Below are 13,564 nucleotides of genomic sequence, written 5' to 3'. Positions count from 1 at the left end.
TAAAAGGTGTTATAATATATAATTGTACACAATATAATATTTCTGGAGTGATGTATGAAGAATACACGTTTTGCAGCAAAGTCATCTATCAGAACAAGTCTTATTCTTTTCTTAGGATTAGGAATGGCAGTGATTTCTGTCGTAATGACTTTCTTTATCGGACGAACTGTTTTACAGAACAACAAAAACCAGATTACAAAAGGTATTATAACACAAAGTGAATCAAAAGGGCTTATGCTCGAACAACGCATGACAGAAAATGTTTATGCGACAGAATCTTTAGCCGGAATGTTAGGTGGAACCTGGGCAATTCCGGAAAAACAGAGAGCTTCTGCAGCAGAGCAGGCTGTCCGTTCCATGGTAAAAAGTTCAAGCATTAATTCTGCATGGGCTTACTGGCTTCCTGGAATGTTTGACCACAAGGATAAGCTTCGCGCAGATTATGATGATAATCCTTCAGGCCAGTTTAAAATTCACTATATTCGCGATAAGAATGGCCGTATCAAAAATGATATCGTAACAGAACTTACTGAAGCTCAAATTGAAAAGGCAACTAATACAAACTATACCTATATCAGCGAACCGGTATCTACCGTTATTGACGGTGAGTCAGTTCTCAGTGCAAAGGTATACAGCCAGATTCAGAACTCTCTTGGTCAGCGCAGTGGTATTGCAGGTATTGATATTGTGCTTTCAGGCCTTGATCAGATGATGGATGGGAATTCAATTTTCCAGGGAACCGAATGTCAGTTTATTACTTCGTCTGGTTCTATTCTTGCTGCTTCTGATAAAACTGCAGCCGGTTCAAAATCAAACTTCTTTCTTGATACAAATCTTAAAAAACTTTTTGACCCGGTATACATAAAGCCAGATGGTACTCTTGCACAGGATGGAGATGATATTTCTGACTGTACAATTGATTATTCAACAATTTCTCTGTTTACAAATTTCCGACAGCAGGATCTTTTTGTAACAATTGTAAAAGCTCGTGTAGACCGTTCAGGAACTCCCTGGTTTTTCGTTTCAATAACACCTGTATCCGAAATTGACAGCAACGCATGGCAGACAATCAGAATTATCATTTTTGCTTTCGCTTTACAGATTATCATTGTTATGATGATTGTATATGGAGTTGTAACAAGACTGACAAAGCCATTGAAGACTACTGTAAAGGCTCTTCAAAACATTAGTGAAGGTGATGGTGATATGACTGTCCGCCTCCACGCAAATCAGAATAATGAAATTGGCGATATGTGTGAAAGCTTCAACAAGACAATGGATAAGCTTTCCGTTTCAATTAAAGATGTTAAGGCTTCCAGTGAAGAGATGGATGCAATCGGAAACGAACTTGATGATTCAATGAAGCATACTTCAGCAGCTGTTGAAGATATTACTTCAAGTATTTCATCTATTCAGGAACAGATGCAGGAACATGCTGCAGGTGTTGAAGAGGCCCTTTCTGTTGTTGAACAGATTGTAAAGAACATCAAAAAACTCAATGAGAATATTGATCAGCAGGCAAACAGCGTAACGGAATCTGCAGCTTCGGTTGAACAGATGACTGTAAATATCCGTAATGTTTCAAACATTCTTGAAAACAACCGTTCTTCAATGAATATGCTTGAACAGGCTTCAGAACTTGGTCAGTCACTTATTAATAACATGTCGGATCTTTCTGCTAAGATTCATGATCGTTCAAAGAATCTTCAGGAAGCATCATCTGTTATCCGTAATATTGCGAGCCAGACAAACCTTCTTGCCATGAACGCTGCTATTGAGGCTGCACATGCAGGAGACAGTGGACGCGGTTTCTCTGTAGTTGCAGGAGAAATTCGTAAGCTTGCCGAAGAGTCTGCATCTCAGGGCTCTAAGATTCAAAATGAACTTAAGGATGTTCAGGACCTTATCAAGACTATTACAGAATCTACAGCTCAGGTTCAGCATCAGTTCAATAATATCTTTGCCCTTACAAAAACTGTAAGCGAACAGGAACTTATTATTGATGAAGAAATGCGTCAGCAGAATCAGGGTGGTGAACAGGTTCTTGAACTTATGCGCGAAATCAACAAGATTACCGTAAATGTAAAGAACGACTCTGATGAGATGATGGAAGGAAGTAAACAGGTTTCTTTTGAAATGGACCGTATTGCCCGCATGACAACTTCTGTTAATACAAATGTAAAGAACATGACAGATAAGACAGACGCAATTGGTAGTTACTCTAAGAAAGCACATGATTGTGTAGAAAAGAACGTTGACAGTATTGCAAAGCTTCGTGCTGCTATGAACAAGTTCAAGGTAGAATAGTTGATGGGGGTAGTTGATATGAAAAAGCTTTTTATTATTTTTACAATATTTCTTCTTTCAATGGCAGCGGCTTTTGCACAACCGGCTGACCCTGAAATTCCAGAGGGAACTCAGGAACTTTTTGATGGTTTTGAAAAAGGAAACTACTGGATATGGGCTGGTTTTGACTGGGATCAGTATGGTTCTCATAAAATCTCAACCGGTGCAAATATTTCTCGAGACTGGGCTTCTGAAGGAAAACACTCTCTTGAAATGACTATGGAAGTGATGGATAAGGATTCTTCAAAATCTGCAATCTGGTTCTATGACGGTACAAACGATATTTCCGGCGCAAGATATCTTGTTATGGATTTTTATAATCCGGAAAACTATGTATACAATATCAACGTTGTAATTCAGGCAACTGATGGCTGGAACTGGTGGAGCCTTGAACATTATAATCTTTATCCTGGTGTTCATACTTTTGTATTTGATCTTTCAGCGCATCCGGAAAGACTTAATGATGTTCGCCGTATTTCCATCAGTAACGACAGTGGAGCTGTTCTTATGAAAGAATCTCATTTTTATGTAGATAATATCCGCATAATAAAGTAGACTGTTTTTCATAATGAAAATAAACTCTTCTCAACTCAGATTCATTTTAGAGAATACTCCCGCAGAGCAGAATATTATGCTTGTGGGAAAGCATGGAATTGGTAAGTCGCGTATCCTTGAAGATTTTTTTGAGGAACGCGGCGAAAAAGTTGTCACTCTTTTTTTAGGTCAGATGAGTGATCCCGGCGACCTAATTGGACTTCCTCACCTTGATGAGACCACTGGCCGTACAGAGTTTATGCTTCCGTACTGGTTTCCGACTGACGGCCAGCCTGTAGTTCTCTTTCTGGATGAGTTGAACAGGGCCCGCCCAGAGGTTCTTCAGACTGTAATGGATTTGACCTTGAACCGTAAACTGGCCGGGAAGAGCCTTCCGAAAGGCAGCCGAATTATCAGTGCTGTTAATGGCGGAAACGAATACCAGCTCACTGATCTTGACCCCGCGCTTGTGAGCCGTTTTAATATTTATGAGTTTGCTCCGAGTGTAGAAGACTGGCTCGAGTGGGCGCGCGGGGCCTCACTGGACTCAAGAATCATTTCCTTTATTGATGAAAACCCTGAGTTCCTCGATGGAGATGAAAACTATAACTCTGAAAATCTTGAACGTTCTCCAGACCGCAGAAGCTGGGAACGCACTTCAAAAGTAATTGAAAAGTTCCCAAAACTAGATGAACTTGTTCAGTCTATGGTTTCTGGAATTGTGGGAAATCGTGCTACTGCAAGTTTCTTTGAATTTGTAAATTCTCATCATATTCCTTCAATGGGAAATCTTCTTGGCGGAGATCTTTCAAAAGCCACAACCTTGCTTTCTGATTTAAGTTTTACAGAATTTACCCAGCTCAACGAAGCAATCTTCCGCTGGCTGGAAAAAAATGCATCCAGTGCAGACCTTTCTGTGGCATCAAACCTCAACGTTTATTATGACTGGCTTGGCTCGAATAATAAAAAAGAACTACAGTCACATTTTGCAAGTCTGGTTTCTGCAGAACGATACCCTGCGGCTTTAAACTTTATAGTTGAAAAAGCGCCTTCTTTGTACGAAAAGCTTCTGAATCTATGCTCGTAGAAAGCCGCCTCAAAAATATAATTCAAAACTGGTTTATTACCGAACCTCTTCTTTTCTCTGTAGTGACAACGCACAGTCTTGTTTTAAATGACAGACTTTCAATCCCATTAAGAACGGGCCATCACTGCATAGAGTTTTCCAGTCAACTTACCAGCGAGCTTTCAGATGACCAGCTTACAGATTTTCTGAAAATTGAAGCTTACAGAATTCTCTTAAAACATCCCTATGCTCGCCAGCCTCATAAGGCAAATCCTACTGCCATGCTGCTTGCCAGTGATATTGTAATTTCAAAATATTTTACTCCTAAAAGCGGAATAGAAACTACGGGAATGCTTTATCTTAAGAGCTTTGTTGCACGAGATTTCCTGCGTTCTACAGAAGACCTTACCTATGAACAATGGTATAAAAGAATCTTAAAAATAATTCGTGAACGTTCCAGCGGAGGAGAAGCAACAGGTGAGGGTGCTCTTTCTGATTATGATTTGACTGCAATTACAGACAGTTCTGAACTCTGGCAGGAAGATGAAAATGCCCAGAATGAAATAAATGATAAAATCAAAAAAGCAGAAATTGAAGAAGGCTGGGGCGAAACCGGCGGCAACCTGCAGCGCACACTTCAGGCTGATATAGATTTTTCTTTTGATTACCGCCGTGCCCTCACAAAGTTCCGTGCAAATATTGTAAGTGCAAACCGCCGCCTTACACGCATGAAGCCAAGCCGCCGTTACGGTTTTTCTGCAATGGGCAGCCGCTATGAACGCAAGGCCGATATTCTCATTGCTGTAGATGTGAGTGGTTCAATTACAGATGAAAGTTTCAACCGCTTTTATCATGCCATCAAAAACTTTTTCTTTTTGCGGATTATTGAAAATATAGATTTGATTTTCTTTGATGTGAATCTTAAAAACACAACTCCTGTAAAGTTCTCAAAGAATTTTGATCTAAAAGAAATTACTGGCCGCGGAGGAACAAACTTTCAGCCGCCGATTGATTACTTCATTGAAAATCAAAATAAGTATTCAGGAATGATTATTTTTACAGATGGGGAAGGTGATGTTCCAAAGCTCAATAAATCTGCTACAATTCTCTGGATATTAGACAGCCGTCTTGCCTATGAAAAATCCCGCTGGTGGATAGAAAATCTTTCAGGTAACTGGGCAACATTTTTACCATAAGTAAAAAAGAGAGGAATATATGTCATCACAAAAATATATAGATAACGAAGCTGATTTCTGGAAAGAACATTTTGTTCACATTCAGCACAAGAATATGGTTCGCACAAATGCTGAGCCTCTTCGTCTTGAAAACTGTAAGGATGCTTTCGAACAATTCAAAGCATCTCATTCTTCTTTCCATATCACCACAGAATATTCCCTTTCATACTGTACGTTCGAAGTTGCCCTTACTGCAAATATAAAGCTCCGCCTCTACATTCAGTCTGCAATAAAAGGAAGCCTCATGCAAAAGAACGGAAGTGATTACGTTAAACTTTGCGATGCAAAGTTCCCGTATAATCCGCTTCCAGAAATTGATGAGTTTCTTTCTCATCTTCCTTCTTACCTTGAAGAACTTTCACAGACTCTTGAAAATAAGATACACACGGAGCGCCGTCAGAAGCTCGCAATGGAATTTATAAAAGCTTATGCATCAGTACATATTCCAAAAAATCGTCCGTGGAAGCTTGAACCTTCTGAAAACGGGACTTTTACCCTGTCTTTTCCTGTAGATAATACAACAATCACATTCACAGATTTAGATTTTATACAAAAAATCAACGCCATCCTCTAAATATCTTGCATATTTTTGCATAAAGATATATATTTTCTGTATATTTATGCAAAATAAGGTGGTTGAGTGCCGCGAAGCGGTGTATCGAAACCACCTCGGAGGATATTATGGCAAAAGATAAGGTTGTTCTTGCTTATTCTGGTGGACTTGATACTACTGTTATCATTCCTTGGCTTAAAGAAAACTATGATTACGATGTAATCGCTGTTTGTATTGATGTTGGACAGGGAGACGATTGGGAAGCAATTAAATCCCGTGCACTCAAAACTGGTGCTACTGCCTGCTATGTTGTAGATGCTCGTCAGGAATATATTGAAGAATACATCTGGCCTGCTCTTAAGGCAAATGCTGTTTATGAAGATGAATATCTTTTGGGTACATCAACAGCACGTCCTCTTATCGGAAAAATCTTAGTAGAATATGCACGTCAGGAAAAAGCAGTTGCAATCTGTCACGGAGCTACTGGTAAAGGTAATGACCAGGTCCGCTTTGAGTTTGCAATTAAGGCTTTTGCTCCAGATATCAAAGTAATTGCTGCATGGCGTGATGACAAATGGAATATGGACAGCCGCGAAGCTGAAATCAAATACCTTGAAGACCGCGGACTTGAAGTTCCAATGAAAAAGGATCAGTCTTACTCACGCGATGAGAACATCTGGCACCTCAGCCACGAAGGTCTCGAACTCGAGAAGACAGAAAACGAGCCTAACTACAAGCACATGCTTAAAAATACAACTGTTCCAGAGGAAGCTCCAAACGACGGTGAATATGTAACTATCGATTTTGAAAAGGGTATTCCTGTTGGACTCAACGGCAAGAAGATGAACTCTCTTGACCTCTTGAACGAGCTCAACGTAATCGGCGGACGCAACGGTGTTGGTCTTGTTGATATCTGTGAAAACCGCTTTGTTGGTATGAAGAGCCGTGGTGTTTACGAAACTCCGGGTGGAGCAATCCTTTACTTCGCTCACAGAATGATGGATCACATCTGTCTTGACCGCGAAACATATCACTACAAGCAGCAGGTAAGCCTCCGCATGGCAGAACTTATCTATGAAGGAAAGTGGTTCACAACTCTTATGGATTCTTGTATGGCATTTATGGATAAAGCCGAAGAAACTGTAACAGGTTGGGCAAAGGTAAAGGTAGTGAAGGGTGCAATCCGTGGTGCAGGTTCTGGATCAAAATACAGCCTCTACAACGAATCAATTGCTTCATTCACAACTGGTGAACTTTACAATCATAAAGATGCTCAGGGCTTCATTACACTGGCAGGACTTCCACTTAAAGTTCGCGCTATGATGGAGCAGACTGTAGGTGAAGGCCAGGCAATTGCCGAGAGCAAGAACCTCAAGAAGCGCCCAACTGAGTAGCCTAAAATCGAAGAACCGTTAAAAAGCGAGCTGCGACAGCGGGTCGCTTTAGGTTCATCGAAAAAACGGCTCAAGCTGCGAGACTATGCGAGCAGCCTAAAATCGAAGAACCGTTAAAAAGCGAGCTGCGACAGCAGTTCGCTTTTTTTATTTTACAAATCTCTTTTTAAGTAACATAATTATTGGTGTAAACTGTCTAATATATATAGACATCTTTATAAGGAGGATAACATTATGAAAAGACTTATTGTGATTTTATTTATTTTCTCCCTTATTATTGGAAATCTCTTTTGTGAAGAGACCAGCAAGCGTGACTCAGAAATTAAAAATGAAGCATATCTTAGCATCGGAACGGTTTCCGGCATTGGCTTAATAAGCGGATTTGCCTTTGCAATTACAGATGCAATTGGAAATTCTTTGAAAGAAGAGGAAGCCACACAGGAGGATAAACCCTTTGAAGCGTTTTCTATAAACTTAGGCTATAATCTCTTTCTTATAGATTTCCTGGGGCTTGGCGGTTTCCTTAATTTTGAAAGAGTAGGTCCGATGAATCTTATATCTGCACAGCTCAAAGTAACTGCTCAATACGGCTGGACACACTTTAAGTTCTACCATGCATTGAGTGGTGGAGTGCTGTTCATAGATGATGATTCAATCACCCCGATTTTTGATGTTACGCTTTTAGGTTTAAAATTTGATTTCGAAGATTTTAATATTTTTCTGGAAGCAAGTTTACCTTCAACCGCTATGTTAAAACTGGGAGCCGGCTACTACTTCTAATTTATTTCTTCTTCAGAATGATGATAGTAATATCATCGTTCTGAGGCTTATTTCCAATAAAGGTCAGAATATCACTTACAATGCAGTTTACCTGTGTTGTAAGTGGTCGGTCTGCATTTCTGAAAATGGACTTTAAAAGTCTGTCTTTTCCAAAATCTTCATCATTATTATTTACCGCTTCTGTTGCACCGTCAGTAAAGAAAATCAGCTCATCACCACGTTCCATTTCAATTGTGTGAGAAATAAAGTTTGTAGGAAGATCTGGAAGTCCAATAGCACCAAAGGCTGTGTTATCGTCTTCTATAAAGTTTGCTGAGTCTTCTTTTGCACTGTAATAAATTGGCATTGAATGACCGGCATTTATAAACTCAACCTTGTTTCCGTCTAAGCGTGTGATAATACCGGTAAGGTAGTTTTCAATATTTCCTTTTTCTTTTATATAGCGGATATTAATTCGGTCAATGATAGACTTAAGCTTATCTTTTCTTCCGTTATAGAATTCCTGGAAGATAATGTTTTTAACAAGCATGGTTACTAGTCCCGATGCAATACCGTGACCCGACACATCAAAAATACCAATACCATCCAGAGTATTTTGTGTACTGTAAATATCAAGGAAGTCTCCGGAAACTCCGGCCATAGGTTTGTTGTAGTAAGAAATAGCCCATTCATCATAAATAGTTTCGTTATGCTTAAAGAAGCTCTGCTGTACAACCTGAGCAAGTCTTAATTCATTTTCAATATTTTCTTTGTATTCGTGTTCACTGCGATGGTGAAGGAAGTTATCTTTTTCTGTTGCCCAGCGCTTAAAAGAAAGAAAGTAAAGAATCAAAACAAAGATAACAGAGTCCATTGCAACAAACATATCGTATTCTTCAATAATTTGAGGCATTAAGGCAATAGATTCTGCAGTTACAACAGAACAGAAGATTACCGGTGAAATATCAAAGAATACGGGAAAGTTTACAGTAATGCAGGCATAAACAATCATCGCATTAAAAATGTCATGTTCATAAAATAAGATAAACATTGGAAATGCCATCAGATATGTAAACAGAAAATAAGTTGGAACCATTTTTACGCGGGAACGAGTAAAAGTAATTTTTTTCAGCTTAATTGAAATTAAAATACAGAAAATACCAAGAACTATATAAATGGCAAAATAAATAAAGCGTGGTAAATAGGCAAGATAATCGCCTTGATGAATTATTAGAATACAAAGTAATCCTATAACTCCCATAATAATGAGCATAGTCTGGGCTTTGAACATTGTAGACAGATTTTTATCTGCCATTGCGAGTTTGCATTCTTCTGGCGCCTTATATTTATCTTCAAGGTGCTGTTTAATTCTTCTAAAAATATTATGCGAAGGATTACTCATATATCTTATCTTTTCATTTTACAATGGATTAATCGAATTAGCAAATTTCTTACTTATTATATATAGTAAGTATTATTTCTTTTTGATTATAACAATTGTAATATCATCCGATTGAGATTCTTCACCTGTAAATAATCCCATATCAGAAAGCATTAAATGAATCTGATTTTCAAAATCATGTTGCACTGCATTTCTTACTGAAGTCAGTAAACGTGCATTGCCAAATTCATCATGTTCTGAATTAAGAGCTTCTTTAACACCATCTGTATAAAGAATAATTTCGTCTCCGCTTTGCATTGTAATTTCTGCTTCCTGGAAGAAAGGATCTACAGAAGGAAGTCCAATTACACTGCTTGAATATTTTCTCTGTTCATCAAAAAAAGAACAGTTAAAATCAGATTTTTTATAAATGATAGGAGCAGGGTGGCCGGCATTTACAATCTCAATCTTGCTGTCATTAATTCTCAAAAGAATTCCGGTAAGGTAATTTTCAATACTGCGCTTTTCATCTTTAATGCGCTTATCAATAATCTCCATTACTTCATAAAGGTCTTTATCATAATTCTGATGGAATTCCTGCTGGAAGATATTTCTTACAAGCATGGTAACAAGCCCCGAAGCAATACCGTGGCCTGAAACATCAAAAATACCAACACCCTTCAAAATCGAGCCGTTAGTATAAAAATCATACATGTCTCCAGAAACACCCGACATTGCCTTGCTGTAATAGGAAATTTCAAAATTGTCGAGTTCTGGAATTTTCTTCTTTGTAAAGCTTTCCTGAACAAAGGCTGCAAGCTCAATTTCTTTTTCCATTGTTTCAAGATGAGATGTGCGAACCTTATCCAGAGTAAACTCTTTAATGATAGTGTTCCATTTGAAAAGGCTCAAAATACTCATAATGATTGCAGTAAGACACATGTTTAAAATCATGGTAACAGAGCCAATTGAATAAAGTCTTAGGCAGATAACAATTGTAAAAAATCCGAGCAGAGGAATAAAGAAAAGTGGTTCTACGGCAAGCATTACAATTGCAATAATGCATACGTTTACATAAACTGTGTAGGAACTAAGCGGTGTGCTTGAAGTAAACAGCAGCCACACGCTTAAGGCCAGAAGAAAAAATATTGCAAAATAAGTTGGCTGATTACGACGCCAGATTGGCCATTCAGGGTGATGTGTAATTCGTATTGCTGCAAGAAAAACTATAATGCTGCTAAAAATATAACTGCCATAATAAATAAAATCTTCAAGATATGGTTTGTAATCAGGATAATATCGAAATAATGAGACAATACACATGATTATACCGAATGAGAATAAAATCTGTTCGAGTTGTGCAAGTCTATGCAGGTTCTTAGAAATAATACCTTGCTTTAAGTCTTTAGGCATTATAAAGGAAGAGGTAAATTTCTTTTTTAAGTCTTTAATTTTCAATTTTGTTATCCTTATTACTTTGTGGACAACTATTTTTAAATGATTACTATATTATACGTGATGATTTGAAATAAAGCAAATCAGTAGATGATATAAAAATCTGTTATAAATTCATTGATTTTCAGCCTTCATAATTTAATATTGTACTATTCCACAAAAAATGGTATTTTATTCTATATATTTATTTTAACTCAGGAGCAAATATGACATACACTGCAGAAGTGGAACACATGTGTCCTTTAGCTAAAGGCGCATATCATGGACCAGCCCCAATTCCTGAAGAAGGAGAATGGGTAAAGGTTAAGAAAATTGAAGATGTTTCTGGATTCACACACGGTATCGGTTGGTGTGCACCACAGCAGGGAGCTTGTAAGCTTTCTTTGAACATCAAAAAAGGTATCATTGAAGAAGCATTGGTTGAAACTATCGGTTGTTCTGGTATGACTCACTCAGCTGCTATGGCTTCAGAAATCCTTATCGGAAAAACTGTTCTCGAAGCATTGAACACAGACCTCGTTTGTGATGCTATCAATACTGCAATGCGCGAACTTTTCCTCCAGATCGTTTACGGTCGTTCACAGTCTGCTTACTCTAAGGACGGACTTAAAGTTGGTGCTTCTCTTGAAGACCTCGGAAAGAACCTCCGCTCTCAGGTAGGTACAATGTTTGCTACTCGCAAGACAGGTCCTCGCTACCTCGAAATGACAGAAGGATATGTTGAAACTTGTGCAATCGACAAGGATAACCAGATTATCGGTTACAACTGTATCAACTTTGGTAAACTTATGGACGCTCTCAAGGCTGGAAAACCAGCTGAAGAAGCTATCGCTGGTGCACGCACACACTATGGTCGTGTAACTGCAGATCAGGGTATGGTAAAACTTATCGACCCACGTAAAGAATAGTCACAGGAGGAAATTGAATTATGGCATTATTTGAAGATTTTGAAGGCCGCATTCCTCAGGTGAATAAGGCTCTTAAAGAATATGGTTTTAAAGAAGGTGAGGCTGGTTTGAACGAAGCTCGCGACCTTTGTAAGGCTCGTGGTTTCGATCCATACGAAATCTGTCAGTCTACACAGCAGATTTGTTTCGAGGATGCTAAATGGGCATATGTACTCGGATCTGCAATCGCAATCAAAGAAGCAGAAAAGACAGGAGACAAGACTGGTTCTACCGCTGCTGCTAACATCGGTAAAGGACTTCAGGCATTCTGTCTTCCAGGTTCTGTAGCTGATGACCGTAAAGTAGGGCTGGGACACGGAAACCTTGGTGCACGTCTTCTTTCAGAAGAGACACAGTGCTTCGCATTCCTCGCAGGACACGAATCTTTCGCTGCTGCTGAAGGTGCTATCAAAATCGCTGCTAACGCTAACAAAGTTCGTAAGAACAAGCTCCGCGTTATCTTGAACGGTCTTGGAAAAGACGCTGCTCAGATCATTTCTCGTATCAACGGATTCACATACGTTCAGACAGAATTTGACTACTTCAACGGTGAAGGTACAGACAAGGCTCTTAAGGTTGTAAAGGAAGTTCCATACGGATCTAACCCAGACCGCCTTATCGTAAAGTGCTACGGTGCTGACGATGTACGCGAAGGTGTTGCAATTATGTGGCACGAAGACGTTGATGTTTCTATCACAGGAAACTCTACAAACCCAACACGTTTCCAGCACCCAGTAGCTGGTACTTACAAGAAGGAACGTCTCCTTGCTGGTAAGAAATACTTCTCTGTAGCTTCTGGTGGTGGTACAGGTCGTACACTTCACCCAGATAACATGGCTGCAGGTCCAGCATCATACGGCTTCACAGATACACTCGGTCGTATGCACTCAGACGCTCAGTTCGCAGGATCTTCATCAGTTCCAGCTCACGTTGAAATGATGGGCTTCATGGGAATGGGTAACAACCCTATGGTCGGTTGTACAGTTGCTTGTGCAGTTGCTGTAGCTGGTTCATTCTAATTAAACAACACGGTGGTTGAGCTTGTCGAAACCACCATAAACGAAGACACCTTCATTTGGAGGTGTCTTTTTTTGTGTATGAAAAAGCAACCCAAACTTTCCAGTCTTATAGACAAAGCATGTTTTGATTATAATCTCATTGAAAAAGGCGATCGCATTTTAATTGGGGCAAGCGGGGGAAAAGACTCTACTGCGCTCATTGAATATTTTGCTGAGCGGTCGTGTCGGCCGGACTGCGGGTTTAAGTATAAGGCGCTTTTTATTAAGAGTGATTTTGCGCCCGACTTTCCAGAAGGGATTATGGCGAAGTTCCGCGAGTGGAATGTTCCTTTTGAATCAATAAATGTAAATGTACTTGAGCGTGTAAAGCCCGGTCAGAAGATGAGCTGCTGGTGGTGTTCTACTCAAAGGCGTTCTAAACTTTTGAGTTATGCGCTGGATAATGGCTATAACAAAATTGCACTCGGCCACCACATGGATGATATTCTTGAAACTCTTTTGATGAACATGCTAAATAAGGGTGAGCTTGCTGCAATGCCGCCTAGGCTCAAGTATGATAAGTTTCCCGTAAGCGTTGTGCGTCCTCTTTGCTATGTCAGTGAAGAACGGCTGATTGAGCACGCAAAGGAAGAAGGCTACGCAGGCTTTACCTGTACCTGTAATTATCAGGATAACTCAGATCGAAAGGAAGCCCGCCATAAACTCGAAGAACTCACCGAAGGCTCGCAGGCAAAAAAAGAGAGGCTGTTTGCTTCGATGCGAAACATACAGCCGCTTTATCTGCCTTGAATACGGTGGTTGAGTAGCCGCAGGCGTATCGAAACCACCATTATCGAGTTCTGCGGTGGTTTCGATACGACACTACGTGTCACTCA

At 39.5% G+C, this 13,564-nt stretch carries 12 protein-coding genes; 10 read left to right on the top strand and 2 right to left on the bottom strand.

The window, feature by feature from the left end:
- Positions 1–54: 54 nt before the first annotated feature.
- The 7 genes from BM161_RS04905 to BM161_RS04875 all read left to right on the top strand — a co-directional run bounded on the left by BM161_RS04905 (position 55) and on the right by BM161_RS04875 (position 7,908).
- A complete protein-coding gene (locus tag BM161_RS04905) occupies positions 55–2,307 on the top strand; it encodes a methyl-accepting chemotaxis protein (protein WP_074930897.1) in 2,253 nt (750 codons plus the stop codon).
- An 18-nt stretch (positions 2,308–2,325) separates the two neighbouring features.
- The gene (locus tag BM161_RS04900) at positions 2,326–2,901 is read left to right on the top strand and encodes a hypothetical protein (protein WP_074930895.1); all 576 of its coding nucleotides are present in this window, start codon (positions 2,326–2,328) and stop codon (positions 2,899–2,901) included.
- A gap of 13 nt (positions 2,902–2,914) precedes the next feature.
- A complete protein-coding gene (locus BM161_RS04895) occupies positions 2,915–3,967 on the top strand; it encodes an AAA family ATPase (RefSeq protein ID WP_074930893.1) in 1,053 nt (350 codons plus the stop codon).
- Positions 3,958–5,142: a VWA-like domain-containing protein gene (locus BM161_RS04890; RefSeq protein ID WP_074930891.1), complete on the top strand. Its 1,185-nt coding sequence runs from the start codon at positions 3,958–3,960 to the stop codon at positions 5,140–5,142. The genes BM161_RS04895 and BM161_RS04890 overlap by 10 nt, the downstream gene beginning before the upstream one ends.
- Before the next feature lie 19 nt (positions 5,143–5,161).
- Positions 5,162–5,755: a hypothetical protein gene (locus tag BM161_RS04885; RefSeq protein WP_074930889.1), complete on the top strand. Its 594-nt coding sequence runs from the start codon at positions 5,162–5,164 to the stop codon at positions 5,753–5,755.
- Positions 5,756–5,862: 107 nt separating this feature from the next.
- Positions 5,863–7,128, top strand: a complete 1,266-nt coding sequence (locus BM161_RS04880) for an argininosuccinate synthase (protein WP_074930888.1) — start codon at positions 5,863–5,865, stop codon at positions 7,126–7,128.
- A 234-nt stretch (positions 7,129–7,362) separates the two neighbouring features.
- Entirely contained in the window at positions 7,363–7,908 is a 546-nt protein-coding gene (locus BM161_RS04875; protein ID WP_074930886.1) for a hypothetical protein, read from the top strand.
- Position 7,909: 1 nt separating this feature from the next.
- Here the strand turns inward: BM161_RS04875 and BM161_RS04870 are convergent, their stop codons facing one another.
- Both BM161_RS04870 and BM161_RS04865 read right to left on the bottom strand, forming a co-directional pair.
- Positions 7,910–9,289 (bottom strand): PP2C family protein-serine/threonine phosphatase, encoded by a 1,380-nt coding sequence (locus tag BM161_RS04870; protein ID WP_074930885.1) that lies wholly within the window; start codon positions 9,287–9,289, stop codon positions 7,910–7,912.
- A gap of 72 nt (positions 9,290–9,361) precedes the next feature.
- Entirely contained in the window at positions 9,362–10,726 is a 1,365-nt protein-coding gene (locus BM161_RS04865; protein ID WP_074930883.1) for a PP2C family protein-serine/threonine phosphatase, read from the bottom strand.
- A gap of 203 nt (positions 10,727–10,929) precedes the next feature.
- Here BM161_RS04865 and BM161_RS04860 point away from each other — a divergent pair, with 203 nt between their 5' ends.
- The 3 genes from BM161_RS04860 to BM161_RS04850 all read left to right on the top strand — a co-directional run bounded on the left by BM161_RS04860 (position 10,930) and on the right by BM161_RS04850 (position 13,478).
- Positions 10,930–11,631 (top strand): iron-sulfur cluster assembly scaffold protein, encoded by a 702-nt coding sequence (locus BM161_RS04860; RefSeq protein ID WP_022933257.1) that lies wholly within the window; start codon positions 10,930–10,932, stop codon positions 11,629–11,631.
- A 20-nt stretch (positions 11,632–11,651) separates the two neighbouring features.
- Positions 11,652–12,689: a GGGtGRT protein gene (locus BM161_RS04855; protein ID WP_074930882.1), complete on the top strand. Its 1,038-nt coding sequence runs from the start codon at positions 11,652–11,654 to the stop codon at positions 12,687–12,689.
- A 78-nt stretch (positions 12,690–12,767) separates the two neighbouring features.
- Positions 12,768–13,478: a tRNA 2-thiocytidine biosynthesis TtcA family protein gene (locus BM161_RS04850; RefSeq protein ID WP_074930880.1), complete on the top strand. Its 711-nt coding sequence runs from the start codon at positions 12,768–12,770 to the stop codon at positions 13,476–13,478.
- Positions 13,479–13,564: the final 86 nt, after the last annotated feature.

This window comes from Treponema bryantii, assembly GCF_900113965.1.
Classification (GTDB): domain Bacteria; phylum Spirochaetota; class Spirochaetia; order Treponematales; family Treponemataceae; genus Treponema_D; species Treponema_D bryantii_A.
Note: the sequence above shows the minus strand (reverse complement) of the source record. Positions and strands in the feature narration are given on the sequence as shown.

Excerpts from the sequence above, each read along its gene's own strand:
- BM161_RS04870 (WP_074930885.1), bottom strand. The coding sequence starts at position 9,289 with ATGAGTAATCCTTCGCATAATATTTTTAGAAGAATTAAACAGCACCTT.
- BM161_RS04880 (WP_074930888.1), top strand. The coding sequence starts at position 5,863 with ATGGCAAAAGATAAGGTTGTTCTTGCTTATTCTGGTGGACTTGATACT.
- BM161_RS04890 (WP_074930891.1), top strand. The coding sequence starts at position 3,958 with ATGCTCGTAGAAAGCCGCCTCAAAAATATAATTCAAAACTGGTTTATT.
- BM161_RS04860 (WP_022933257.1), top strand. The coding sequence starts at position 10,930 with ATGACATACACTGCAGAAGTGGAACACATGTGTCCTTTAGCTAAAGGC.
- BM161_RS04875 (WP_074930886.1), top strand. The coding sequence starts at position 7,363 with ATGAAAAGACTTATTGTGATTTTATTTATTTTCTCCCTTATTATTGGA.
- BM161_RS04905 (WP_074930897.1), top strand. The coding sequence starts at position 55 with ATGAAGAATACACGTTTTGCAGCAAAGTCATCTATCAGAACAAGTCTT.
- BM161_RS04885 (WP_074930889.1), top strand. The coding sequence starts at position 5,162 with ATGTCATCACAAAAATATATAGATAACGAAGCTGATTTCTGGAAAGAA.
- BM161_RS04900 (WP_074930895.1), top strand. The coding sequence starts at position 2,326 with ATGAAAAAGCTTTTTATTATTTTTACAATATTTCTTCTTTCAATGGCA.
- BM161_RS04850 (WP_074930880.1), top strand. The coding sequence starts at position 12,768 with ATGAAAAAGCAACCCAAACTTTCCAGTCTTATAGACAAAGCATGTTTT.
- BM161_RS04855 (WP_074930882.1), top strand. The coding sequence starts at position 11,652 with ATGGCATTATTTGAAGATTTTGAAGGCCGCATTCCTCAGGTGAATAAG.
- BM161_RS04895 (WP_074930893.1), top strand. The coding sequence starts at position 2,915 with ATGAAAATAAACTCTTCTCAACTCAGATTCATTTTAGAGAATACTCCC.